The organism is Rhizobium acidisoli (assembly GCF_002531755.2).
Lineage (GTDB): Bacteria > Pseudomonadota > Alphaproteobacteria > Rhizobiales > Rhizobiaceae > Rhizobium > Rhizobium acidisoli.
Window position 1 is genome coordinate 2,544,128 of record NZ_CP034998.1, and the last position, 25,091, is coordinate 2,569,218.

A 25,091-nucleotide genomic window follows, 5' to 3' on the forward strand; every position below is an offset into this window, starting at 1 on the left:
CCGGCCTCCCATTTTATTTCATTGGAACCGCTTAGTTCACGCTCTTGTCGACCAGCTTGTTCTTGCCGATCCAGGGCATCATGCCGCGCAGCTTGGCGCCGACTTCCTCGATCTGGTGGCTGTCGTTGTTGCGGCGGATGCCCTTGAAGCGGGCTGCACCCGACCGGTATTCCTGCATCCACTCGGAGGTGAACTTGCCGGTCTGGATGTCCTTGAGGACGCGCTTCATCTCGGCCTTGGTCTCGGCGGTGATGATGCGCGGACCGGAGACGTATTCGCCCCACTCGGCCGTGTTGGAGATCGAGTAGTTCATGTTGGCGATGCCGCCTTCATAGATCAGGTCGACGATCAGCTTCACTTCGTGCAGGCACTCGAAATAGGCCATCTCGGGCGCATAACCGGCTTCGGTCAGCGTTTCGAAACCGGCGCGGATAAGCTCGACGAGACCGCCGCAGAGAACGACCTGTTCGCCGAAGAGGTCGGTTTCGCACTCTTCGCGGAAGTTGGTTTCGATGATGCCCGAACGGCCGCCGCCGACGCCGCAGGCGTAGGAGAGAGCGAGTTCAAGCGCATTGCCGGACGCGTTCTGATGAACGGCCACGAGGCAGGGAACGCCGCCGCCCTTCTGGTATTCGCCGCGAACCGTGTGGCCCGGGCCCTTCGGTGCGATCATCACGACGTCGACCGAAGCCTTCGGCTCGATCAGGCCGAAGTGAACGTTGAGGCCGTGAGCGAAAGCGATGGCAGCGCCGTCGCGGATGTTCGGAGCGATGTCGGCTTTGTAGATATCGGCCTGCAGTTCGTCCGGGGTCGCCATCATCATCAGGTCGGCCCAGCCGGCAGCTTCGGCAACCGTCATGACCTTGAAGCCATCGGCTTCGGCCTTCTTGACGGTTGGCGAACCGGCCTTCAGCGCGATGACCAGGTTCTGGGCACCGCTGTCCTTGAGGTTCAGCGCATGAGCACGGCCCTGCGAGCCGTAGCCGATGACGGCGACCTTCTTGGCCTTGATGAGGTTGAGATCGGCATCACGATCGTAATAGACGCGCATTTGAAGTTCCTTCCCTTGTGCTTGTCTTGTTGACTGTCATTAAAGCGAGATCAGCCGAAAGCCGGCATCTCCGCCAGAACCTTGTCCGTGCCATAGAGCCGGAGGAAGGCGGTGACCGCCCTCTCCGCCTGGCGTGCGGTATCCTTGAGGCCCGGTTCGCCGAGCAGCATGCGCACATGCAGATCGGAAACAACAAGGCCGTAAAGCGTGTGATAGGCTTCGTCGGCATCGGAAAACCGCAGGAGCCCTGCCCTTTTTCCGGCATCGATCAGCGCCATGGCGCGGCGGTCGATCTGCCGGCGGCCGCGTTCGAGCAGCAGCTTGCCGAGCTTGGAGCCGTCGCGGTTGGACTGACCGATCGCCAGCCGGTTCAGCGCCAGCGAGACATCGCCGGCCAAAACCTCCAGCAGGTCGCGTGCGAAGATGACGACATGGTCATGCAGGCTTGCCGCCGTCAGCCGCTCGCCGTTGCGCTCGAAGGTGCGGACCTTGCTCGCCTGATAGGCAATCATCGCAGACAGCAGACCGTCGCGGTCGCCGAACCACTTGTAGAGGCTTTCCTTCGAGCAATTGGCGGCACGCGCGACCCCCGAGGTCGTCAGCGCCTTCTCGCCGCCATCGACGAGCAGCCGCAACGCCTGCTCCAGAACGGCGTTCTGGCGCGGCGAAAACTCGCTCGGCTCTGCGGTATCGACGGACACGGTCACGGCTCCCATATACGTACCGTACGGTACGGTTCGTGAGGTTTATGCGACAAAGCGATCGAGCCGTCAAGCAGGCCCGGCAGATTTTTATACTGGAAAGCTCAGGGAGACACCAGAATTGGATAGGCGCGCATCGGTCAGCATCGCATAGTGTCAATCGATGCCATTGCCGGGAGCTTTCCATGTCGCGCTTGCCTGCCGCCCTTCTCCTCGCCGGAGCAGTCGTCTTCGGAGCACCGCTCCTAAGCGCCGGCGCCATCGCGCAGTCGGAAAACGAGGTCTATAACAGGATCGAGGAGTTGCACGGCAATGCCGAGGCTTTCGACCGGCCGCTGCGCCAGCTCGTTCTGGCGATGCGCTCCGGCGACGCCGAGACGATCGCCGGCCTTGCCGAATATCCGCTGACCGTCAAAGCCAATGGCGAGACCTATGATGTCGAGAACGCCGAGGATTTCGTCGAGAATTTCGAGGATCTGGTGACGCCGGAGACGCGCCGCGCCGTCGGGGGCCAGCAATATCAGGATCTCTTCGTCAACAGCGACGGCGTCATGCTGGCAAACGGCGCCGTCTGGATGGGCGCGGTCTGCGAGGATAACGCCTGCGAGGACAGCCATTGGGCGATCATCGCCATCAATAATTAAAGCATGTCGCGCAAAAGTGTGCAGCGGTTTTGCGGCAACGACATGCGCAAAAACAAAGTGCTAGAGCGGTTCATTTCTTTTCGGAATCGGCGGATTCCCAAATCAGCAGATTTGTGATTCATGATGGATGCTGGGTTGGAGGCCAGCATCCATGACGCGACCTTATTCGGATGATCTTCATGAGCGCGTTGTTTCCGCGGTTGGTGCTGGTCAGAGTTGCCGGGTTGTGGCCGAGCGGTTCGATATCGCTGTTTCCTCTGTGGTGAAGTGGTCGCAGCGTTTTCGCGCAACCGGCAGTGTTTCGCCCGGCCAGATGGGCGGCCATCGCCGGCGTATTTTGGAGCCGTACCGAGCCTTTATCATCGAGCGGATTGAGGAGACGTCGCATCTGACGCTGCATCGGCTACAGGACGAGTTGGCCGCACGCGGCGTGAGGGTGTCGCACAATGCCATCTGGCAATTCATGCGCCGCGAAGGCCTGAGCTTTAAAAAAAACGCTGTTCGCCCTTGAGCAGGGTCGCGCCGACATTGTCCGGCGCAGAGCACGCTGGAAGGCCTGGCAAGGCCGCTTCGATCCGCATCGCCTGGTCTTCATAGATGAAACCTGGATCAGAACTAACATGGCGCCCCTGCGTGGCTGGGGGCTGAAAGGTAAGAGGCTGCGCGGCTTTGCACCGCACGGCCGCTGGCGCACCTTGACCTTCCTTGGCGCTTTGCGCTGCGATCGGCTCACCGCGCCCTGCGTCTTCGATGGTCCCATCAACGGCGAGTGCTTCAGCGCATATGTCAGCCAGCAATTGATCCCAACCCTCAAGCCCGGCGACATCGTCATTCTCGACAATCTCGGCTCTCACAAAGCCAAGGCCATTCGCGATGCCATCAAAGCGGCCGGCGCCAGGTTATGGTTCTTGCCGAAATACTCGCCCGACCTCAATCCGATTGAGCAGACATTCGCCAAGATCAAGCATTGGATGCGGTTGGCCCAGAAGAGAACCACTGAGGACACCTGGCGCCATCTAGGATATCTCGTCGGCACCATTAAACCAGACGAATGCGCAAACTACTTCGAAAACGCAGGCTACGCTTCTGTCAAAACATGAAACGCTCTAAAGCGCAAGGAGCGAATCAGAAAGAACGCGACGCGCTTAAGCCCGCGACATTTGTCGCGCAGCGATGTCAGCCATCGCTGCGAAGCTTGCGCGCCAGTGTCTGAAGCTCCTTGAAGGCTTCGTAACGCTTGCGGTGGAGATCGGAAATCTCACCCTCCGACGGCTGAAAACGTGTTGCCACCCGCGTAAGCTCGCTCATCGCCGCGCCGACATCGGCAAATTGCCGGCCGGCGACTGCGCCGAGGATGGCCGCTCCCAGCAACACCGGCTCATCGGCCTTCGTGGCCACCACCGGCTTGCCGCTCGCATCGGCGAGCACCTGGCGGACGAAATCGTGCTGGCCGGCGCCGCCGCTGATGACGATGTTTTGGACGGTGACACCCGCCTCGGCCTGCGTTTCGATGATCTGCCTCAGGCCATAGCCGATGCCGCAAAGTCCTGCGATGTAGAGCGAGACCAGGCTGTCGACATCCCGCTCCATGCCGAGACCTGCAATGATCGCCCGGGCATGCGGATCGGCAAAGGGCGCACGGTTGCCGAGGAATTCGGGAACGACGTGCAGCCCGGCCGCCAGCTTGACGGCATCGGAGGAACGGCCCGCCTTGCCGGCGGCCATGTCTGCAAGCAGCACCGGCAGCGGAACGCCCGCGCGCTTCGCAAGCTCGCCCGCTTCGCCGGCCGCCGGATGGAAGGTAAGGAGATGGTCGATGGCGGCGCCGGCAGCACTCTGGCCACCCTCGTTCAGCCATAGGCCCGGCACCATCGCCGAATAATAAGGTCCCCAGACACCGGGAACGAAAGACGGTTCTGTCGTTGAGGTCATCGTGCAGGACGAGGTTCCGAAGACATAGGCAAGATTGGCCTGCGGATCGGCACCGACGGTTCCAACACCGCCGGCATGCGCGTCGATCAACCCGGCTGCGACGGCCGTTCCGGGCGTGAGGCCAAGCTCCTCTGCCGCAGCAGCAGTCAGTCCCTCGCCGAGCGCCGAACCGGGCTCGACGATAGACTTGCCGATGCGAAGAAAACCTTCGTCTGCCAGCACGCCGAGGCCGATCTGGTGGAAATAGCTGCCGTCCCAACGCTTTTCGTGGGCGAGATAGGTCCACTTGCAGGTGACCGTGCAGGTCGAACGCGACAGATCGCCGGTCGCCCGCCAGGTGAGGAAATCCGCAAGATCGAAGAATTGCCAGGCGGCATCGAACACAGCGGGACGATTTTCCCTCAGCCAGAGAAGCTTGGGCGTTTCCATCTCCGGCGAGATGCGGCCGCCGACATAACGCAGCACGTCATGACCCAGCGCGTTGATGCGCTCCGCCTGCGGGACGGCGCGGTGGTCCATCCACACGATGATATCCCGGTCCGGATCTTCCGAAGGCCCGACGGCGAGCGGCTTGCCGCCTTCGCCGAGAACGACCAGCGAGCAGGTTGCGTCGAATCCCAGCCCGACCACGGAGGCCGGATCGACGTCGGCTGCGGCAACCGCCTCTCGCACGGCCGCGCAAACGGCGCTCCAGATTTCGCGGCTCGATTGCTCGACGATGGAACCGGCTTCATGAAACAAGCTGATATTCCGCTTGGCGGAGGTAAGCATGCTGCCGGCCATATCGAACAAGCCGGCCCGGGCGCTGCCGGTGCCGACATCGACGCCGATGACATATTTGGCGTCGGCTTCCGGGGTATGAGATGTGTCGCTCATGGTCTCTCGTTTCAGATCGCCAGGGATCGGGTTGATTGGCAACTGCGGCCGGTTTTAAGGTCTATCTCTGGAAAGATCGTCGCGTCCAGCGACGCTGACATTACGCGGTCGCGGTGACATGACAAGGAAAGCGAGGCGCGGGCCAGGCCAAGCGCAACGGTTCATAGAGCCGTGGCGCAACCGGCAGGCACCGAGAGAGGCGCTGCCGGCGTCGCCTTGTCGATTGCGTAGAGCTTTGCGAAGCCGGCATCCTCGATCAGCATCAGCCCCGCCGGCATTAAGTCACCGACATGCCGGTCGGGAATATCGGCATTGGCGACGAGGATGAAATCGAAACGCCTGCGCCAGTCCGAGAGATAAGGCGCATAGCCTCTATATTCCTGCATCATGTCAGGGCATGACAATACGCTGATCGGCACCAGATTGCCCTCTGGAACAGCGATCTCCGACCATGGCGGCAGAACGGAGAGCGGCTGTTTGCCTTTGGCCGTGAAGAGCGTCGGCACAAAAGCGTGCGAGAAAGGTACTGCAAGCGTCGGCAAATGCCGGAAGGTGTCCAGTCCCCAGGCAAAATGCCGGTTGGTGTGGGCAAAGTCGCCGACCATCTCGGGTTCGTGCCCTAGAGGCAGAACGACCTTGCCGGCCGGCACCTTTTTCAGCACGGTCTCGACGGCAGCGGCGTCTTGCTGTGCCAGCCACCAGTTCCAGCCGATCCAGCCGGCCCGGCCGAAAACCGCGAGATTGACGACAAGCGCCAGCAACAGCGCCTGCCGGCGCGTCAGATTCGCGAAGGGGCATACCATCGCCATGACGACGAGCACCGTCATGATCGGAAAGCGCCAGCTGATCCATCCGGTGCCGAGCATGTGGAGCGGTGCGACACAGGAGAGAAGCAGCAATCCGCAGGCGGCGACGGCAAGGCCCGCATGCATGCGGATGTCGCCTGCGCGAACGGCGCGCGTGCAGATGAGGATCAGCGGCAGAACCAGCAGGACATCCACCACCGGGACATAGGTGGTGATGGCGGAAAACAGGTTCATGACGATCAGGACGACGCCATCGTTCCAGACAAGGCCGAGGCCATCGCCGCCGGCGTTCGGCAAAGCGGTGGTGCGAAGATAGAGCGCAAGTGGCGGCAGGGCGCAGGCGCCGATCGCCAGCGCCAAACGGCCGGCGAGCCTCATCAGCCCTGCCTTCGATCGCACGATGTCGAAACGCCAGGAAAATTCGAGGCCGCAGACGATCGCCATATAGAAGCCGAGTGAGAAGATGTGCATCACCGTCAGCAGCAGCGCGGCGGCAAGCCGCCAGGCAAAAAGCAGAACCGGATTTCGGCGCTGCAGCCGCAGGTCGGCGCAGGCGAAGAACAAGGCCATGCCAAGGCCGATCTGGAAGTTGATGAAGCCGCCGATCATCGTGGCGCACCAGCCAAGCGACAGCATGGCGATCTGCCAATAGTGCCGGCCGCCGAAAAGTGCCCGGTGCAGGCCGATCGCACCAAGCGGCGGCAGCACGATGGCCAGGAAAAGCAAAGCCCGCGCCAGCCTGTCGGCGCCGACCAGCGGCCCTACCGAAATCGCCAGAAGATCGATCCCGACATTGGTGAAGGTGCGGTTCCAATCGATCGCATAGATTTCAGGAAACGGTTGCTCGCCGATCCCGCCCGAAAGAAGCCAGATACGGGCATAGTGATTTGCGTAGTCGAGAACCGGCGGAAAGCGGAACAGCACCACCAGGGCCGCGGCAAGCGCGACGAAAGCAATGATCGCAATGGTGGAATCCTGCCTGGCAACCAATTCTTCGGGCCTGGCTGCCGAATGAACAGGCGCGGCAATCCGGTCCATCATCCGATCCGGCTGTTCTTTTGCGAGCGCGGCTCACCGGATGCAAAGGCTGCATCCAGCGCGGAGCGCTTGTCGCCGGCGCTCATCTCCGAAAAAGCCGTCGGCAGCTCGGCATGTTCGCCGCCGCGCAGGATGGTCTCGATCATGAACATCGGCCGCCTCTTGCTCTCCTGCACGAGACGGCCGAGATATTCGCCGATGATGCCGATGCAGATCAGCTGGATGGCGCTAAAGGCACTGACGGCGGCCATGATCGACGACCAGCCGGTGACCGTCTCGCCCTGCAGCCAGCGCACGAAGGTATAGACGAGCAGCGCCATCGCGACGCCGGCGCTGATCATGCCGAGCCATGTGGCGATGCGCAGTGGTGTCGTGGAAAAACTGGTGATCGCGTCGAGCGCGAAATTGATCATCTTGCGCAGCGGATATTTCGTCGTGCCGGCAAAACGGGCGTCGCGCTCATAGGGAAGCGCCACCTGCTTGCCGCCGATCCAGCTGACCATGCCGCGAATGAAGCGATCGCGCTCCGGCATCGCCAGCAGTATATCGACCACGCGCCGGCGCATCAGCCGGAAATCTCCAGTATCGCGCGGGATGGTGACGGAAGCGAGCCTGGAAAGCGCGCGATAAAAAAGCGAGGCGGAGGCGAGTTTGAACCAGCTTTCGCCTTCGCGGCGCGTGCGCTGGCCGTAAACGACATCGGCGCCACGCTCCATGATCGGCATCATCATCAAAAGCAGCTCGGGCGGGTCCTGCAGATCGGCGTCGATCAAAAGAACGCGCTCGCCCCGCGACGCGGAAAGACCGGCGGTCGAGGCCAGTTGGTGGCCGTGATTGCGCAGGAGACGAACGCCCAGCACCTGCGGCAGTTTTTCCGCCAGATCCGAGATGATCTCCCAGGTGCCGTCGGACGAGCCGTCATCGACGAGGATGAGCTCAAAGGCGTCGCCGGCAACGCTCTGCGCGGCGGCGCTCGCGCGGCGGCAGAACTCGCGCAGCCCCTCTTCCTCGTTGTGACAAGGCGCGACGATGGAAAGAGACGGTGCTTGCGTCATGCGGACGGCGGTGCCTGCTTGATTGATAGCGCCAGCCTAGCCCGGAAACGTCAAACATCCTTTAATGACCGGATGGCCGCCGCCGAACATCCTTGAATGCTATTCCGCCGCCATGATCTCGCGCCCGCCGTCGACATCGCGGGCGGGCGAGGCCCCATAGAGACGGCTGTATTCGCGGCTGAACTGCGACGGGCTTTGATAGCCGACGCGGTGGCCGGCCGTGCCGGCATCGAGACGCTCAACGAACATCAGCCGGCGCGCCTCATGAAGGCGAAGCTGCTTTTGATACTGCACCGGCGTCATCGCCGTGACCGATTTGAAGTGGTGATGGAAGGACGAGACGCTCATATTGACGCGGTCGGCAAGGTCTTCGATACGCAGCGGCCGCGCGAAATTCTCCTTCAGCCAGGCGACGGCGCGCGCGATCCTGTTGCTGTGGCTGTCCGACGTGGCGATGTTGATCAGCCGGGCACCATGCGGTCCGGTCAGCACCCGGTAAAGGATTTCCTGCTCGATCAGTGGCGCCATGGCGGGAATGTCGCCTGGACGATCGAGCAAGCGCAGCAGGCGGACGGCGGCATCCATAAGCTCGGGCGGCGCGACGTTCACCACCATGCCACGCTGCCCGTCGGTATGGGCGGCCGGGCGCGGAATATCGATGCGGCTGAGTAACTCCAAAAGCTTTTCGGAATCGATTGCCAGCCCCAGGCAGAGATGCGGAACGTCGGGACTTGCCTCCGTGACCCGCCAGGCGACGGGCAGGTCGAGCGAGGTCAGCAGATAATCCCCCGTGCCGTAGCTGATCTGTTCCGTGCCGAGCAGCAGGCTCTTGGCTCCCTGCAGCACGAAGGCAAAACAGGGCCGGTAGCTGCTGTGCAAGGGATCGCTGGGCCTGGACCGGCGGCTGACATGAAGATTGCCGATTGAAGTGGAGAACTCACCGTCGTGAGGCGCAAAGCGCATCGCGATATCGACGATCTCCTGATAGGGGCTGAAGGGCAAAGTCATGCGGCAACTCTCTCTGTCAGCTGTCTGACTGTCAGCTGTCTGGCGCGGGCGATATCGCCCTTATCTAGAGTGTCTTTGCCATTTCGCAAACAGCCGGGCGCCTGACTTTTGCAGGATCGTGCAAGAAGCTGAGAGGATCACTCTAACGCCCTCGCCAGCATCCGGGCAATAGTCCGCCATCCCGCTCAACCCCTCCCAACCCCAAAAGGAAGCATCAGATGGCTATCGCAAAAGGCTATGCCGCTACCGACGCGTCGCAACCGCTGACCCCCTTCACCTTCGAGCGCCGCGAACCCAATGATGACGACGTCGTCATCGCAGTTCAATATTGCGGCGTCTGCCACTCCGACATTCACCAGGCCCGCAACGAGTGGGGCAATTCCATTTTCCCGATGGTACCGGGCCACGAGGTCGCCGGCGTCGTTTCCGCCGTCGGCTCCAAGGTCACGAAATTCAAGGTCGGCGACCGCGTCGGCGTCGGCTGCTTCGTCGATTCCTGCGTCGGCTGCGCTACGCGTGACCTGGATTACGAGCACTACATGCCGGGCCTCGTCCCGACCTATAACGGCTATGAAGCGGATGGCACGACCCCGACCTTCGGCGGCTACTCCGACTCGATCGTCGTCAAGGAAGGTTATGTGCTGCGCTTCCCCGACAATATTCCACTCGATTCCGGCGCCCCGCTGCTTTGCGCCGGCATCACGCTTTATTCGCCGCTCGCGCATTGGAAAGCCGGTCCCGGCAAGAAGATTGCGATCGTCGGCATGGGCGGCCTCGGCCACATGGGCGTGAAGATCGGTGCTGCCATGGGCGCCGACATCACCGTCCTCTCCCAATCGCTGTCGAAGAAGGAAGACGGCCTCAAGCTCGGCGCCAAGGACTATTATGCAACGAGCGACGCCGAGACCTTCACCAAACTCGCCGGCACCTTCGACCTGATCATCAACACGGTCGGCACCACAATCGACTGGAACGCCTATCTCAACCTGTTGAAGTCTGATGGCACGATGGTTCTGGTCGGCGTTCCCGAGCACCCGGTTCCGGTCCACGCCTTCTCGGTCATCGGCGGGCGCAAGAGCCTGGCGGGCTCGATGATCGGCTCGATCAAGGAAACCCAGGAAATGCTCGACTTCTGCGGCAAACACAACATCGTCTCCGAGATCGAGAAGATCGACATCCAGAATATCAACGAAGCCTATGAGCGGGTCGTCAAGAGCGACGTCCGCTACCGCTTCGTCATCGATATTGCCTCGCTGTCGGCTTGAAGAATGAAAGGCGGCTCCTTCGGGGGCCGCCTTTTTTTGATAACGGCATACTCCACCGGCCCTCATGCTGAGGTGCGATCCAAAGGATCGCCTCGAAGCATCATCCGCCAACGCCGCTTCTACCGCCACTTCAGAGCGCCCGCCCCCTGCTTCGAGGCTCCGGCCTTCGGCCTGCGCACCTCAGCATGAGGCTCTCGTGGACTGCAGCCGCAACAGATATTCCACCGGGTTGAACGGATCAGGCCCCGAACGCAGACGCAGGCGCGGCGGCCTTGATATCGGGGCGTAGTGATCGAAAGCGGTTTCCATCGTCCCTGCCCCGCTCGTCAGGCCCGGCAATTGCTGCTGGACGCTTTGAACCATCTGAGACGCCAGAGCGCCTTCGAGCCGCGCCACGCCATCGGCGATCACGGAATGCGACGTCGCCGCAGCGGACTTCGCCAGCAGAGTGAGCACGCTGCTCAGGCTCTCGACGGGCGCTTCCAGGTGAAAGCGGTCGAAAGGTTCGCAGACGGCCGTTTGCGCAGCCGAGAGTGCCGTTGCCAGCACCCAGGGCGTCAACTGCCGAAAATCGGCAGCGGTGCTTGCGGGCGAACTGTGCCGCGCCGCCGTCATCGCCACATGGCAATCGATGACCTGCCAGCCGAAAATGCCCTGCTTCAGCGCCTCGAACACGGTTTCCTCGACCGCCCGGTAAAAGGCGACGGGCATCTGGCCGACCTCCACCTCCAGCGCGAAGCTGTTGCCCGAGCCGGCAGGGCGCGGCTCGACGCGCAGGCCGATGGTGGCGAGAAACGGATTCGGTTCCTTGAAGAGGATCTGCAGGCCGGCCCCGCTGCCGACGGGTCTTTCGACCAGGATGACCGTGCTTTCCTCGAAACCCGCCTCGAGGCCGAAATCCGTCAGCAGCGTCGATTGGATCACTTCCTTCTGCACCTCGCCATAGAGCGACACGAAGACTTCATTCGTCTCCTCGGTCCTGCGCAGATTGATCAGCGGATCCTGCTCGGCCATCTGGTTCAGCGCCAACCAAAGCGCCGCGCTGTCCGAGAGCCGTCGGGCAAGCACGCGTGTTTCGAGCGTCGGCGGGGCAAAGTAAGCCCGCCCGCCCAAGGCCGGATTGCTGCCCACCGCATCGCCGATCCGGGCACCGGCAAGGCCGCTGACGCGGGCGATCTGACCGGCGCAGAAGCTCGCGGCGCCATGGCTGCGGCCGGCCTCGAACACGTGGATTGCAGTCACCCGTTCCTCGCCCCCGGGCAGATCCAGATATTGCCGCAGCTGCACAGTGCCCGAAGTCAGGTAGAGATAGGCGAGCTTTTCGCCGCCCCAGCCGCGCTCGATCTTGAAGATCTTGCCGGCGACCGGCCCGTCCGGATCAAGCCGCCGCTCGGGCAACAGCGTCGCGATGGCCGAGCTTAGCGTCGGCACGCCGGTACCGGTCATGGCCGCTCCCGCGAAGACGGGATGCACCAGGCCCCTTGCTACCTGATCGGCCAGACTGCGCCCGAGCCTTTCCGTGGTCAGTCGTTCTGGGGCGAGCACATAGTCGTCGAGCAGCGCCTGGTCGCTCTCGCCGAGCGCCTCACAGAGCGCTGAAAAAAGCGGCTCGTCTCCCGGCGCCAGAGCCTCCACCTGGGCAAGCTTGCTGCCGGCATCGGTGACGGAGGACATGGCGATGGGACGCACCGCCAGTTGCGCGGCAAGGGCCTCCATCACGTCCCCGTACCGCGCGCCGAGGCGATCGACCTTGTTGACGAAGAAGACGAAGGGAACACCGAGCCTTCGCAGCGCCCGCACCAGCACACGCGTCTGCGCCTGTATGCCTTCGACCGCCGAAACGACGACGATCGCCGCGTCCAGCAACCCAAGCACCCGCTCGACCTCGGCGATGAAATCGGGGTGGCCGGGCGTGTCGATCAGATTGACGACCCTGTCGCCGATCGCAAACGACACCACCGCGGCCCTGATCGTGATGCCGCGCTGTCGCTCAAGTTCGAGGGTATCCGTCTGTGTATTGCCAGTATCGACGCTGCCAAGCTTGTCGATGACGCCGGCGTCAAAAAGCAGTCTTTCGGTAAGGCTAGTCTTGCCTGCATCCACATGGGCGAGGATGCCCAGATTCAAAGTGCGCATGAACCACCAACTTCTCAGAAATTCGGATGTGATTTTCGTGAGAAGTGAGTCGGCGCATTGGAACCTCTATCCGTTGATACGGCTGGATGCGACACCCTAGGTGGTGGTTGGGGGACGCGGGCGGGATGCTAAGGCGGTGTGGGGACATGTGTCAAGCGTGGGAGGATTGACTTCACGGGTCGGCCGGTTTCCTGAACCGGCGTGCCGTGGCCGCCCCCTCTGCCCCTGCCGGGCATCTCCCCCACAGGTGGGGAGATTGGCTGGACGAACCCGCTCGTTCTAACATCAATTGTTTGGAGAGATTCTATCCGCAAGTCGATCTCCCCCCTTGTGGGGGAGATGCCCGGCAGGGCAGAGGGGGGTGCCCCGAGGCATGCCCTCTCCTGCTGTCCGCCGGCTTGCCTCGCAGCAAGAGCCTACCCCTCCTCCCGCATCGTCTCCCGCTGGGTGATCAACCGGGCACTGTGCTGGCCGCTGAGATAGATCCACAGCCAGCTCCAGGCGACGGAGAAGCGCGAGCGGGTGCCGATCAGGAAGTAGATGTGGGCAAGACCCCAGATCCACCAGGCGATCCAGCCCTTCAGCTTGATGCGGCCGAAATCGATAATCGCCGCACTCTGGCCGATCGTCGCCAGGCTGCCCTGGTGCCGATAGCGGAAGGGCGCCGGCGCCGATTTTCCCGACAGGCGGGCGCGGATGACCTTGGCGACGTAGCCGCCCTGCTGCTTGGCCGCCGGCGCGATGCCCGGCACCGGTTTGCCGTCCTCGCGCATGACCGAAGCGGTGTCGCCGATGACGAAGACATCGGGCAGGCCAGGCGCGCTCAGGTCCTTTTCGACGACGACGCGCCCTGCCCGGTCGGCCGGCACGTTCAGCCAGTGGGCCGCCGGCGAGGCGGTGACGCCGGCCGCCCAAACGATCGTCCGGCTGGCGACGAAGGTCTCGCCGATCTTCACGCCGTCGGCGCTGCAGTCGGTCACCGGCCTGCCGAGATGGATCTCGACGCCGAGTTTTTCCAGCGCCGTCTGGGCATAGGCCGAAAGCTCCTCGGCGAAGGTCGGCAGCACCCGCGGGCCTGCCTCGACCAGCACGACACGGGTCTTGCGCGTATCGATGTTGCGGAATTCCTTCGGCAGGGTGAAATGCGCGAGCTCGGCGATGATGCCGGCAAGCTCGACGCCGGTCGGCCCGGCACCGACGATGGTGAAGGTCAGAAGCGCGTCGCGCACGGCGGGATCGCTCTCCATCTCCGCCTTCTCGAAGGCAAGCAGCACGCGCCGGCGGATCGTCGTCGCATCCTCGAGCGTCTTCAGGCCGGGCGCCACCGGTTCCCATTCGTCACGGCCGAAATAGGCATGCGTCGCCCCGGTCGCCAGTACCAGCGTATCGTAACCCAGAGTCATGCCGTTGCGCAGCGACACCGTCCTGGCGCCGCTGTCGACGCCGGTGACCTCGCCGAGCAGCACCGTCACATCGGGCCGGTCGGCATAGAGGCGGCGGATCGGCCAGGCGATCTCCGAGGTGGAAAGGATGGTGGTCGCCACCTGATAGAGCAGCGGCTGAAAGAGATGATGATTGCGCCGGTCGACGAGTGTGACCTTCACACCCGCGCCCTTCAACCCGTTGACGAGTTGCAGCCCGCCGAAACCGCCGCCGACAACGACGACATGATGATCGCTCATGACCTGCCCCTTTTGCGCCATCTCGCTCGAAACCAATGTGGCTTTTGCCGCGAATGTTGCAACTGCCGTTTCGGCATGCCTGCCCTGCGCCGCCGGCAGTCGAGGGGGTTCGATGATTATCGGCTCTTCCTGCGGGAAAGCTCATGGGAGCCGAACTCAGGCCGAGTCGTAACTCCCCAGACCGAGCGTCCGCTGGGGTTCAACACAGGCATGCCGTGTCGCCGGGTCGCAAGAAGGGAGTCGCCCTGGAAGCAGTTCACGGGCAGATGCGTAACGCGCCGATCAATAGGGACCGACACACTGGCGACGGGGTCCGTAATAGGGCTGGAACGTATTGTCGAACGCCCTGTACGAACGATAGCGCGAATAGCACCAAGCCTCGTGGCTTCCGCCTCCTCCATAATAGGCAGAAGATGCATAGGAGCGGTACGGCCGGCCATAATAGCGGTAAGGCGAGCCATAGTAGCGATAGGGCGAACCATAATACCGGTAGGGCGAGCCATAATAGCGGTAGGGTGTACCGTAATAGCCGCCGTAGGGTGAGCCATAATACGAGCCGTAATAGGGCTGGGATAATGCGCCGCCTATGATCGTACCGACGGCCAGACCACCCAAAGCCCAGCCCCAGCCCGATCCATGACCATGATGGTAACCACCGTGATAGCCGCCACCGTGGCCGTGGCCACCATGCCATTGCACGCGCTCTATCGGCTGCTGAGGTTCGAGCCTGGGTGGGTTGATAGCCGGAAATGCCTGAGCCGGCGTGACGCCGGGGATTCCTATGATCAAGCATAACGCAGCAACGGTTAGCTTTCTCATGACTGTTCTCCTCTACTTCTCCAAGTGGAGGGATAGCTGCCCTCCTCCTGAACCAAAGGTGAACGTATTATGTCGAAAAACGTTCCGTATCGAGGCAAATTAATCGCTATCGATAGTGGGAAGAACTATCGGCTTTTCATGCAATCGAGCCGTGCTTTTTCCAGAAGATTATAAACCTGCCGCACGCTGTCAATTCCCAGAAGCTGAGGGTCTCTCGACAGGCTGGGCGTCCAGACGCCTGCCGTTTTGTATCGCTGAAAAGAAGACATTCCGAATGTGATGGTCCCCCTACCGAAACTGCCCTCTTCGAGATTGATCGACGGCAGCAGGTCGAGCTGGGTGGCAGAGAAATTCCGAAGCAGACCGCTTCTGCGAATGATGACGCGCCGGTCGGTCAGCGCGTATTCGGTACGCGCTCGCACCGCCGCATCGACGACAAAGCGTCCCGCGATCAAATAAAGGCCTATCAGGACGAACGGGATACCCCATAGGCGCATGAAAACCGGCGTTCCCGGCGTGGTCAATACGCTGGTCTCCCAGAAGAGAGCAAAGCCGCCCCAAAAAAGCGAGAAAGGAACGAGGGCAAAATCCCACGTTGTCAGACGAAATCCCTGTGCGGGACGCCCGGACCAAAGAAGTTTTTCCCCTGGCAGAAAGTAGCTATGAATATCGCTGTTGCTCATATTATCGCAGCCTCTCAAAATGCCGTTTTATCGGGCATAGCCCACGGGTATCGCCATTCCATGTTTCAACTCTTCCATCGAGATCGACGCCGAGACGTCGAAGAGTTCCAGCTTGCGCACGATCTGCTTATAGATGACATCGTAATGCTCGACGCGCGGCAGCACGATCTTCAGAATGTAATCGTGATTGCCGGTCAGCCGGTGCGCCTCGACGATCTCGGGGATGTCGCTGATGATCCGGCGGAAGGTTTCCGTCCATTCGTCGGAATGGTGTGCTGTCTTGACGAGCGCAAAGACCGTCGTCGGCACGCCCATCCTTTCCCGGTCAAGCACGATGATGCGCCGAAGGATATGGCCGCTTTCCTCCAGCCGCTGGATGCGCCGCGAGCAGGCCGAAACCGATAACGCCACGTACTCGGCCAGATCGGTCACGGATATGCCTGCATCTTTCTGCAGCATGTCGAGAATGCGTCTGTCACGATCATCAAGCATGTGCCTTAAGGGAATCCTCCGCCCGATTTTTGCATGATTTTTAAAAACTGCGCAAAACCATAGCAGATATTTGATATGGAAGACAAACAACGCAAACACATCGCGCGAGCAATGCGGCATCATTTTCGAAACTCGCAGCATGGGAGCATGAAGAGATGAAAACGATCGGCCTGATCGGCGGCATGAGTTTCGAAAGTTCGGCGGTCTATTACCGCCTCGTCAACGAGATGGTGCGCGCCCGCAAAGGCGGCCTCGCCTCGGCCGAGCTCATTCTGCATTCGGTCAATTTCGAGGAGATCGTCGCTCTTCAGAAGGCTGGCGACTGGGCTGGCGCGGCTCGCCGCCTCGGCGAGGTGGCAGCGCGTCTTGAGGCCGCGGGCGCCGGCTGTATCCTCATCTGCACCAACACCATGCACTTGATCGCCGATGAGGTCGCCGGCAAGATCTCCGCGCCGCTGATCCACATCATCGATGAGACGGCGAAATCGCTGCATGCGGCCGGCCGTAAGCGTCCGCTGCTGCTTGCCACCCGCTACACGATGGAGCACGGCTTCTACACCGACCGAATGAAGAGCCTCGGTCTCGACATTATGGTGCCCGACGCCGCCGACCGCACGACTGTGCACGACATCATCTTCAACGAGCTTTGCGCCGGCAGGGTGCACGACAGCTCGCGCGAAAAACTGATCGATATCATCGACCGCGCCGCAGAGCACGGCGCCGACAGCATCATCCTCGGCTGCACCGAGATCTGCCTGATCCTCGATCCCAACCGCCTGCCGCTGCCGGGCTTCGACACCACGACGATCCATGCCCATGCGGCGGTGGATTTCGCTCTCGGCGACGACGAAGCGGAAACGGAAGAAGCTGCGTGAGTTGTGATCAATTTAGTTGACTCAGTCAACTAAATTGAGGACAAAGGACTCCATTAGGAGATGCGCGTCAGCTTGTTCGGACAGTCGCCGGCCTCTCATCCGTCATGCTCGGGCTTGTCCCGAGCATCTGCCTCGGTTCGATGGGGCAGCAGATCCTCGGCACACGGCCGAGGATGACGCCGAGCGAGGAGCGAGCCTGTGTCAGCAGTCTGGCGAGATCTCCATCTGGAGATCATTATGTCCGATACCGCCCTCATCGAAACGGCCCGCGATTTCAACCGCTTCTATACGAATTTCCTCGGCCTCTTGAACAAGGCCTATCTCGACTCCCCCTTCACGCTGACGGATGCCCGCATTCTCTTCGAGATCGGCTCGCATGACGGCATCAGCGCCGCAGCCCTTGTCCGCGATCTGCATCTCGACCCGGCCTATCTCAGCCGCATCCTCAAGCGCTTTCGCACCGAGGGTCTGATCGAGACCAGTCCGGATCCGGCCGACCTGCGCAGCCAGATCATCAATGTCACCGATCGGGGACGCGTGCAGTTCGAGGAACTCGGCCGGCGCGCCAATGCCCAGATCGCCGCCCGCTTCGACAATCTGGCGATCGGCGAACCGCAAGCCGTCGTCTCGGCCATGGACACGATCCGCCTCCTGCTCGACCCGGCGGCCAAGCCCGCACCCGCCATCATCCGCGCCCACCGCGCCGGCGATATCGGCTGGATCGTTCAGAGCCAGGGCCGCTTCTACGCCGAGGAATATGGCTGGGACCTGCGCTTCGAGGCGCTTGTCGCCGAGGTCGCCGGCAAATTCCTCGCCAATTTCGATCCCGCCAAGGAATATTGCTGGATTGCCGAACGCGGCGGCGTCAATGTCGGCTCGGTCCTCGTCACCAATGGCGGCGATGGCGTCGCCAAGCTGCGGCTGCTCTATGTCGACAAATCAGCCCGCGGCCTCGGGCTCGGCAAGCTGCTGGTCGACGAATGCATCCGCTTTTGCAGGCAGAAAGGCTATCGCGAGCTCCAGCTCTGGACCAACGACATGCTGGAAACCGCCCGCGCCATCTACGTCAAATCGGGCTTCCGACTTGTCTCCGAGGAGAGACATCGCATGTTCGGCCCGGAAGCGAATGGCCAGAACTGGCTTCTCACACTCTGATTTGCTGCGTCGCAAAAATTTCGCTTGATTTGGAAACGATCATTTCCTAATTAGGCAAGCATGAACGCAACAACCCTCGATCATGAGAAGACCCGCAGCCGCGGCCGTCCGCGGGAATTCGACGCCGAGGCGGCACTCGACGCGGCGCTACGCGTCTTTTCCGAGCGCGGCTATCATGCTGCCTCGATCAGTGAACTCACGGAGGCCATGGGGCTTGCCGCCGGCAGCGTCTACAAGGCTTTCGGCGACAAACGCGGCATCTTCCTTGCCGCCTTCGACCGCTACCGCGCCGTGCGTCGCGGCCTGCTCGATGCCAGGCTGGCACGTGCCGAGACCGGCCGCGATAAGCTCCATGCGCTCATCACCTTCTTTGCCGGCTCTTCGCACGGTGAAATCGGCCGGCAGGGCTGCCTCGTCGTCGGCAGCGCCGGCGATCTCGCCCTCTTCGATGCAGAGGCGGCCGAACGCGTCGCCACCGCCTTCATCACCGACGAGACGCTTCTCGCCGACCTCATCCGCCTCGGCCAGTCCGATGGCTCGATTTCGGCGGATATCGATGTATCGGCGGTAGCGCTTGCGCTTCTCTGCCTCACCAAGGGCATGCGCGTCATCGGCAAAACGGAACGCAGCGGCGAAGAAATGGCTGCCGCTGCCGGAGCCGCGATGAAGCTGGTGACCTGACTTTCCCCCGGGGGAATGCCAGCATTCCCCTGCGCGCCCGGAAACGGGTGGCCGCCGGCAGACCGATTTGCGATTAATCCATTCAATCATACCGGAGTTTCTGATGAGCATTTCAGCCACCGCGCCGGATAAGGCCATTCCAAGGGCGCTATCCCCCTGGCTCACCTTTCTTTTTGCCGCCGCCTGCGGGCTGGTGGCCGCCAATCTCTATTACGGCCAGCCGCTTGCCGGCCCGATCAGCGCCGAGCTCGGCTTCACGCCTGCCGCAACCGGCCTGATCGTCACACTGACGCAGATCGGCTACGGCCTCGGCCTGCTGCTGATCGTGCCGCTCGGCGATCTCACGGAGAACCGCCGGCTCGTGCTGCTGCTGGTTGCCGTCTCTGCTGTCGCGCTGATCGGTGCGGCGCTGGCTTCGACACCCACAGCCTTCCTCGTCGCCTCGCTCTGCATCGGCCTTTCATCGGTCGCCGTTCAGGTCCTGGTTCCCTTTGCCGCCAACATGGCGCCCGATGCGACACGCGGCCAGGTCGTCGGCAACGTCATGAGCGGCCTGCTCTGCGGCATCATGCTGGCTCGCCCCTTCGCCAGCTTCGTCGCCGAGGCCTCGTCCTGGCATGTGGTTTATTACATCACCGCAGCGCTGATGATCGTGCTCGCCGTCATCCTGCGCGCCAACCTGCCGGTGCGCGTGCCGACGACGAAGCTGCGCTACGGCGAGCTGCTGGCTTCCATGGGCCATCTGGCACTGACTTCACGCGTGCTGCAGCGCCGGGCACTTTATCAGGCCGGCATGTTCGGCGCCTTCAGCCTGTTCTGGACGACGACGCCGCTGCTGCTTGCAAGCCCGGCCTTCGGCCTGACGCAAAACGGCATCGCCCTCTTTGCGCTTGCCGGCGCTGCCGGCGCCATCGCCTCGCCGATCGCCGGGCGGCTTGCCGATCGCGGCATGACGAAGATCGCCTCGACGCTTGCCATGCTGCTCGGCATGGCTTCCTTCCTGATCAGCCATTTCGCAGCGAACGGCTCACTAACCGCCCTGATTCTGCTGACTGTGGCGGCGATCATGCTCGATTTCGGGGTGACGACCAATCTCGTCTGCGGCCAGCGCGCCATCTATGGCTTGAACCCGGAACATCGCAGCCGGCTGAACGGCCTGTTCATGGCCACCTTCTTCGCCGGCGGCGCGCTCGGCTCGGCGCTCGGCGGCTGGGCCTATGCCACCGGCGGCTGGTCGATGACCGCCTGGATCGGCTTCGCCTTCCCGGCGCTCGCCTTCCTGCTGTTCCTGACGGAAGGGCGCGGCAAGTAAGACACTCTAGCTATCGGCAGAATCGAAACGCGAACGGGCGGCGCGGACGGCATCATGGTTGGCTTCCGCCCAGTTCAACAGTTGCGACAGCGGCAGGTAGAGCGAGCGGCCGAGTTCGGTCATGGAATATTCGACGCTCGGCGGTTTGGTCGGGAAGACCTCGCGAGCGATATAACCGTCCCTCTGCAGGTCGCGCAGCGTCTGTGTCAGCATGCGCTGGGAAATATCGGGCAGCATCCGCCTGAGCTCGCCGAACCGACGGGGCTCCGCCGCCAGCACTTCGAGCAGCAGCGTCGACCATTTTCCGCCGATCTGCTGCATCATGTCCCTGACCGGGCAGTTGGAAAAATCAAGGCCGGCAAGATCGATCTCGCGCCGCGCCCCCGGCATCCTGTTTTTCAGACTGACGACCGCGCCGCTCATGAGCTGGTTCCCTTTTGGTAACGTAGAGCCGAAAAACTGCCTCCTTTACACCGCCAAGTCAATTCCTATTCTAGTGTTGCTCTCTTTTTGAGACTACCTATCGAGCACAGAAGGAACCGACTTATGAGCGAAACCATCCTGGTCACCGGCGCTGCCGGACAGCTCGGCCAGCGCGTCATCCATCACCTCATCGAGACCTACAAGGTCGCCCCCGGCACGATTGTCGCGGCGACGCGAAGCCCGGAAAAGCTCGCTGAACTCGCAAACAAGGGCGTCGTCACCCGCAAGGCCGATTTCGATGACGCGGCAGGCCTCGAGAAGGCGTTCGCCGGCGTCGACCGCCTGCTGATCATCAGCACCGATGCGCTGGATACCCCCGGCAAACGCCTCGCCCAGCACAAGGCGGCCGTTGCCGCTGCCGCCAAGGCTGGCGTCAAGCACATCGCCTATACCTCGATGCCGTCACCGGACGATTCGCTCGTCACCTTCGCGCCGGATCATCTCGGCAGCGAAAACGCCATCAAGGCGAGCGGCCTCGCCTACACGATCATCCGCGACGCCTGGTATCACGACAATTACCTGCACAGCATGCCGCACAACCTGCAGGGCGGCAAATGGTACAGCGCCACCGGCGACGGCAAGGTCTCGACCATCTCGCGTGACGACTGCGCCCTGGCGATCGCCGCCGCCCTTGCCTCCGGCACATCGGACAGCGCCACCTACACGCTGACCGGCGCGGCGTCGCTCAACAACCGCCAGATCGCCGCCATCGCCGCCGAAGCCGCCGGCAAGCCGCTCGAAGTGGTCGACGTCAATGATGAGCAGCTCGGCCAGGGCATGCTCGGCGCCGGCCTCCCCGGCTTCGTCGCCGACATGCTGGTGTCGGCCGACGCCAACATCCGCGCCGGCAAGTTCGACATCGTCACCGAGGATTTCACCAAGCTGACGGGCAAACAGCCGCAATCGCTGAAGGATTTCTTCGTGGCGCATAAGGCTGCTTTGACGGCGGCTGGAAACGCCGGAGGCCACTGAGCTTTCCGTTCATCCCTGCGCTCGCCGCAGGGATGAGCGTGCTCCGATTTGGGACGCTGAAACCCTCATCACGTGAGGTGAGTCACTCACGGCGCGGACGCGCCGTGGCTGGATTCCTGTGACAGGCACAGGAATGAGGGAGGTTAAATTGAGTGCCTTCGTCAAATTTCCCGTCGCCATTGAGGCAACGACTGATGGGAAGCGCTACCTCTCCACCCTCATTCCTGTGCCTGTCACAGGAATCCAGCGCGCCCAAGTCCTTGGGCGCAAAAGACCCTTTCTTACCGCCTCGAAGAAGATCCCACTCAAACCGCCTGCCCGCACGCCCGGCAGAACCGCCGCACCGTCTCGGCCATGCCATACTCAAGCGCATCAGCCGTCAGCCCGTGGCCGATCGAGACTTCGGCAAGCGCCGGAATGCGCTTCACCAGATCAGGCAGGTTTGCGACCGTCAGGTCGTGGCCGGCATTGACGGCAAGGCCGATCGCCAGCGCCGCATCCGCTGTCCGGCCGAGCGCTTCGAGGATCGGGGCCGCCCGTTCCGGCGCGTCGTAACAGCCGCCATAGGGACCGGTATAAAGTTCGATCCGGTCGGCGCCGACGGCCTTGGCGATCTCGACGGCTTCAGCATCCCCGTCGCCGTCGGCAAACAGCGAGACCCGGCATCCCATCGTCTTCAGCCGTGCGACGGCATCGGTCAGAAATGCCCGGTGCGTGCGGAAATCCCAGCCGTGATCCGAGGTCGCCTGCGCGGGATCGTCAGGCACCAGCGTCACCTGCTCGGGCGCGGCTCCGGCGCAGAGGTCGAAAAATTCCTGCGTGGGATAACCTTCGATGTTGAACTCGGCGTTCGGGAATTCGTCATCGATCAGATTGCGGATGACCGGCAGGTCGGAAAAGCGAATGTGGCGCTGGTCGGGGCGCGGATGCACCGTCAGACCGCTCGCGCCTGACGCAAGGGCGATTCGCCCCAGCGCTTCGACGCTCGGCCAGGGCAGGTCGCGTCGGTTGCGCAGCATGGCGACGGCGTTGAGGTTCACGGAGAGCTTGGCGGGCATGGCTGGCATCCATCGGTCACGGAAACAGGAGGCCCTGCTTTTAAGCCAAGTGCCCTGCAATGGCCAACGAGATTCGCGGATGGATCCGATGCCGGACGTTGATGAAACCCAAGCATTTCAATCGAACATCGATGGTAAGCGTAGCGCAAACAGTAATTCCCGCTGCCTTCCGAAGATGGCCGGATCATGCGGCAGCGCAGCACATGTTTTGCTGCAGCACAGAAGGCGTGCCGGCAAAATATGCCCTTACGTTGCTATCCCATTTAAAAGAGATTATTTTTAGCACTTATAAAAGAGATCGTTCACGCATAACGTGGACATTGTATCGCGTAAACGTAGGCCGCGTACTGCTTCTTTCCCAATGATAAGAACGCCCAGAGGAAAACCCCACTCGCCGCGCCTGGGAAGCAACTGGCAAATCCGCATGAGGTGCAACACGATGCCCTAGGAGGGTTCATGCCAGACGGTTCCAAACGCCTGTTTGCTGCCGCCGGTATCGCTTCGGAGGCCCGGTCGAAATACCGGTTTCTGCCTTCGGCCGCGCTGCCGCCGGATCTACCGGATGGTCCGGTGCCAATCGCCGATATGGCCAACGCATTCGGCGTTACGCACAGGACACTGCATTTCTACGAAGAAAAGGGGTTGATTTCGGCCAATCGCATCGGGCTGATGCGGGTCTACGGCCAAGACGACGTGATGCGCATGGCGGTTATCACCGTCTGCCGCGAGACCGGCATGCCGATTGCCGTCATCCAGGAATTGATGGACGAGCTTCGCAAGGCCGATTCGCAGGAAAGAGCCGAGGCGATGTTCCGCGAAGCGCTGCAGGTGCGCAAGCGCGAGCTGACGGCCGAGATGTCGACGCTGCACCGCCAGCTCCAGCAGGTGGGCGACCTTCTGGATTACGACGACAGTGTCGAAGAGCCGCCGCTCAACGACAACCAGGACAGCGCAAGTCTGACCCCGCAGGAGCGGCGTTGCCTGGAACTGATGGCGGAGGGCTATTCCACCCAGCGAATCGCCCGAGCGCTCGATCTGAAGCATGATGAGACCAGGGATCTCGAAGCCGGAATCATCCTGAAATTCCGCGCCAACAACCGCTTCCAAGCGATCGCCAAGGCCGTTCTGCTCGGCATCGTACAGGCATAACCTTGAACGCCTGACAGCGCCGCGGGCCCGGCGCACGCTCTCGACGGCCGCCACCGTCGCCTCCCGCCAATCCTATCAGCGCACGATCGTCAGCGTCTCCGCCGCGCGTGTGATCGCCGTATAAAGCCAGCGTTCCCGCGTATCGCGAAACGCCCAGCTCTCGTCGAAGAGCACGACGTCGTTCCATTGTGAACCCTGCGCCTTGTGAACGGTCAGCGCATAGCCGTAGTCGAACTCGTCGTAGCGCTTGCGGGTATTCCAGGGGATTTCCCCTTCGACATCCTCGAAGGCCTGTTTCAGGAGCTTGATCTTGGCAGCGCCACGATCCATGTCGTCGTCTTCGGGCCGGACGAGAAGATTGATGCCGGGCTTCGTCGTTTCCTTGGACGAGGTCATCACCTGCCAGAGCGAGCCGTTGAGCAGGCCCTTGGCCGGATCGTTGCGGAGGCAGACGAGTTTGTCGCCGGTCTGCGGATACTCGGCATTGAAGCCTTTCAACTCGCGCAGGCGCTGATTGTAGCGCCGCCGCGTCCTGTTGGTGCCGACGAGTACCTGGTCGGCTTTCATCACGAGATCCTGCGTCACCTCGTTCTTCGAGATCACCTTGGCCGTGCCGTAGTCGCCGTACATCACCTCATTGCCCTCGCGCACCTGCATGGCGAGCTTGATGATCGGATTGTCACGGGCCTGCCGGTGAATATCGGTGAGCAGATAATCCGGATCCTGATTGGTGAAGTAACCGCCGCCGCTGACCGGCGGCAGCTGGCCGGGATCGCCGAGCACCAGGATCGGCGTGCCGAAGCTCATCAGATCCCTGCCGAGAGCCTCGTCCACCATCGAGCATTCGTCGACGATGATCAGCGCCGCCTTGGCGACCGGGCTTTGCCGGTTGATCGAAAACATCGGTGCGATCGAGGTCTTGCCGGTTTCCTCGTCCTCCACCGCCTCCTCGCCGCGTGGGCGGTAGATCAGCGAATGGATCGTCTTGGCGTTGGAAGCGCCGCGCGAGCGCAGCACTTGTGCGGCCTTACCGGTGAAGGCGGCAAACAGCACGTCGCCGTCGACATTCTCGGCGAAATGCTTGGCAAGCGTCGTCTTCCCCGTTCCGGCATAGCCGAACAGGCGAAAGAGCGGCGAGCGCCCTTCATTCAGCCATTTCGAAACAGCCTTGAGGGCTTCGTCTTGTTGCGGCGCAAATTGCATGATGGGACGACTTGG

23 protein-coding genes are annotated in these 25,091 nt (G+C 62.2%); 9 read left to right on the forward strand and 14 right to left on the reverse strand.

The window, feature by feature from the left end:
* Positions 1 to 31: 31 nt before the first annotated feature.
* Both ilvC and CO657_RS12620 read right to left on the reverse strand, forming a co-directional pair.
* Positions 32 to 1,051 (reverse strand): ketol-acid reductoisomerase, encoded by a 1,020-nt coding sequence (ilvC, locus tag CO657_RS12615; RefSeq protein WP_003593524.1) that lies wholly within the window; start codon positions 1,049 to 1,051, stop codon positions 32 to 34.
* Between the two features lie 50 nt (positions 1,052 to 1,101).
* Entirely contained in the window at positions 1,102 to 1,767 is a 666-nt protein-coding gene (locus tag CO657_RS12620) for a TetR/AcrR family transcriptional regulator (RefSeq protein ID WP_054183300.1), read from the reverse strand.
* A gap of 170 nt (positions 1,768 to 1,937) precedes the next feature.
* On the opposite strand from CO657_RS12620, the gene CO657_RS12625 reads away from it, so the two are divergent.
* Both CO657_RS12625 and CO657_RS12630 read left to right on the forward strand, forming a co-directional pair.
* Positions 1,938 to 2,396, forward strand: coding sequence for a hypothetical protein (locus CO657_RS12625; protein WP_054183299.1), 459 nt, complete (start codon positions 1,938 to 1,940; stop codon positions 2,394 to 2,396).
* Between the two features lie 151 nt (positions 2,397 to 2,547).
* Positions 2,548 to 3,496, forward strand: a protein-coding gene (locus CO657_RS12630) for an IS630 family transposase (protein ID WP_128715551.1) whose coding sequence is annotated in 2 segments (ribosomal slippage) — positions 2,548 to 2,883 and positions 2,885 to 3,496 — 948 coding nt in all. Because the reading frame shifts where the segments join, the coding sequence is not laid out codon by codon here.
* A 76-nt stretch (positions 3,497 to 3,572) separates the two neighbouring features.
* Here the strand turns inward: CO657_RS12630 and CO657_RS12635 are convergent.
* The 4 genes from CO657_RS12635 to CO657_RS12650 all read right to left on the reverse strand — a co-directional run bounded on the left by CO657_RS12635 (position 3,573) and on the right by CO657_RS12650 (position 9,111).
* A complete protein-coding gene (locus CO657_RS12635) occupies positions 3,573 to 5,204 on the reverse strand; it encodes an FGGY-family carbohydrate kinase (RefSeq protein WP_054182743.1) in 1,632 nt (543 codons plus the stop codon).
* A 161-nt stretch (positions 5,205 to 5,365) separates the two neighbouring features.
* Complete coding sequence (locus tag CO657_RS12640; protein ID WP_054182742.1) at positions 5,366 to 7,048, reverse strand: hypothetical protein; 1,683 nt, start codon at positions 7,046 to 7,048, stop codon at positions 5,366 to 5,368.
* The gene (locus tag CO657_RS12645) at positions 7,048 to 8,103 is read right to left on the reverse strand and encodes a glycosyltransferase family 2 protein (protein ID WP_054182741.1); all 1,056 of its coding nucleotides are present in this window, start codon (positions 8,101 to 8,103) and stop codon (positions 7,048 to 7,050) included. The genes CO657_RS12640 and CO657_RS12645 overlap by 1 nt, the downstream gene beginning before the upstream one ends.
* A gap of 99 nt (positions 8,104 to 8,202) precedes the next feature.
* Positions 8,203 to 9,111: an AraC family transcriptional regulator gene (locus CO657_RS12650; protein WP_003593511.1), complete on the reverse strand. Its 909-nt coding sequence runs from the start codon at positions 9,109 to 9,111 to the stop codon at positions 8,203 to 8,205.
* Between the two features lie 218 nt (positions 9,112 to 9,329).
* On the opposite strand from CO657_RS12650, the gene CO657_RS12655 reads away from it, so the two are divergent.
* Positions 9,330 to 10,376: an NAD(P)-dependent alcohol dehydrogenase gene (locus CO657_RS12655; RefSeq protein WP_003593509.1), complete on the forward strand. Its 1,047-nt coding sequence runs from the start codon at positions 9,330 to 9,332 to the stop codon at positions 10,374 to 10,376.
* A gap of 180 nt (positions 10,377 to 10,556) precedes the next feature.
* Here CO657_RS12655 and CO657_RS12660 read toward each other — a convergent pair whose 3' ends face one another.
* The 5 genes from CO657_RS12660 to CO657_RS12685 form a co-directional block, all read right to left on the reverse strand.
* The gene (locus CO657_RS12660) at positions 10,557 to 12,512 is read right to left on the reverse strand and encodes an elongation factor G (RefSeq protein ID WP_054182740.1); all 1,956 of its coding nucleotides are present in this window, start codon (positions 12,510 to 12,512) and stop codon (positions 10,557 to 10,559) included.
* Positions 12,513 to 12,928: 416 nt separating this feature from the next.
* Positions 12,929 to 14,194 carry an NAD(P)/FAD-dependent oxidoreductase gene (locus CO657_RS12670; protein WP_054182764.1) on the reverse strand — a complete coding sequence of 422 codons (1,266 nt, stop codon included), beginning with the start codon at positions 14,192 to 14,194 and terminating at the stop codon, positions 12,929 to 12,931.
* Positions 14,195 to 14,476: 282 nt separating this feature from the next.
* Complete coding sequence (locus tag CO657_RS12675; protein WP_082366266.1) at positions 14,477 to 15,013, reverse strand: BA14K family protein; 537 nt, start codon at positions 15,011 to 15,013, stop codon at positions 14,477 to 14,479.
* Positions 15,014 to 15,138: 125 nt separating this feature from the next.
* Positions 15,139 to 15,696: a PH domain-containing protein gene (locus tag CO657_RS12680; protein ID WP_054182739.1), complete on the reverse strand. Its 558-nt coding sequence runs from the start codon at positions 15,694 to 15,696 to the stop codon at positions 15,139 to 15,141.
* A 27-nt stretch (positions 15,697 to 15,723) separates the two neighbouring features.
* Positions 15,724 to 16,188 (reverse strand): Lrp/AsnC family transcriptional regulator, encoded by a 465-nt coding sequence (locus CO657_RS12685; protein ID WP_012558301.1) that lies wholly within the window; start codon positions 16,186 to 16,188, stop codon positions 15,724 to 15,726.
* 155 nt (positions 16,189 to 16,343) lie between these two features.
* Here CO657_RS12685 and CO657_RS12690 point away from each other — a divergent pair, with 155 nt between their 5' ends.
* From CO657_RS12690 to CO657_RS12705, 4 genes are all read left to right on the forward strand, one after another.
* Positions 16,344 to 17,063, forward strand: a complete 720-nt coding sequence (locus CO657_RS12690) for an aspartate/glutamate racemase family protein (RefSeq protein ID WP_003593499.1) — start codon at positions 16,344 to 16,346, stop codon at positions 17,061 to 17,063.
* A 237-nt stretch (positions 17,064 to 17,300) separates the two neighbouring features.
* Positions 17,301 to 18,218, forward strand: coding sequence for a bifunctional helix-turn-helix transcriptional regulator/GNAT family N-acetyltransferase (locus tag CO657_RS12695; protein WP_054182738.1), 918 nt, complete (start codon positions 17,301 to 17,303; stop codon positions 18,216 to 18,218).
* A 60-nt stretch (positions 18,219 to 18,278) separates the two neighbouring features.
* On the forward strand, positions 18,279 to 18,899 hold the full coding sequence (locus tag CO657_RS12700) for a TetR/AcrR family transcriptional regulator (RefSeq protein ID WP_054182737.1): 621 nt from the start codon (positions 18,279 to 18,281) through the stop codon (positions 18,897 to 18,899).
* A 103-nt stretch (positions 18,900 to 19,002) separates the two neighbouring features.
* The gene (locus CO657_RS12705; RefSeq protein ID WP_054182736.1) at positions 19,003 to 20,211 is read left to right on the forward strand and encodes an MFS transporter; all 1,209 of its coding nucleotides are present in this window, start codon (positions 19,003 to 19,005) and stop codon (positions 20,209 to 20,211) included.
* A 6-nt stretch (positions 20,212 to 20,217) separates the two neighbouring features.
* Here the strand turns inward: CO657_RS12705 and CO657_RS12710 are convergent, their stop codons facing one another.
* Complete coding sequence (locus CO657_RS12710; RefSeq protein WP_003593493.1) at positions 20,218 to 20,634, reverse strand: winged helix-turn-helix transcriptional regulator; 417 nt, start codon at positions 20,632 to 20,634, stop codon at positions 20,218 to 20,220.
* Positions 20,635 to 20,757: 123 nt separating this feature from the next.
* Between CO657_RS12710 and CO657_RS12715 the strand changes: the two genes are divergently transcribed.
* Positions 20,758 to 21,666: an NmrA family NAD(P)-binding protein gene (locus CO657_RS12715; RefSeq protein WP_054182735.1), complete on the forward strand. Its 909-nt coding sequence runs from the start codon at positions 20,758 to 20,760 to the stop codon at positions 21,664 to 21,666.
* Between the two features lie 305 nt (positions 21,667 to 21,971).
* Here CO657_RS12715 and CO657_RS12720 read toward each other — a convergent pair whose 3' ends face one another.
* Positions 21,972 to 22,724, reverse strand: a complete 753-nt coding sequence (locus CO657_RS12720; RefSeq protein ID WP_054182734.1) for a pyridoxine 5'-phosphate synthase — start codon at positions 22,722 to 22,724, stop codon at positions 21,972 to 21,974.
* 456 nt (positions 22,725 to 23,180) lie between these two features.
* Between CO657_RS12720 and CO657_RS12725 the strand changes: the two genes are divergently transcribed.
* Positions 23,181 to 23,873 (forward strand): MerR family transcriptional regulator, encoded by a 693-nt coding sequence (locus CO657_RS12725; RefSeq protein WP_003593487.1) that lies wholly within the window; start codon positions 23,181 to 23,183, stop codon positions 23,871 to 23,873.
* Positions 23,874 to 23,948: 75 nt separating this feature from the next.
* Here CO657_RS12725 and CO657_RS12730 read toward each other — a convergent pair whose 3' ends face one another.
* Positions 23,949 to 25,076: an ATP-dependent DNA helicase gene (locus CO657_RS12730; protein WP_012558309.1), complete on the reverse strand. Its 1,128-nt coding sequence runs from the start codon at positions 25,074 to 25,076 to the stop codon at positions 23,949 to 23,951.
* Between the last annotated feature and the right edge of the window lie 15 nt (positions 25,077 to 25,091).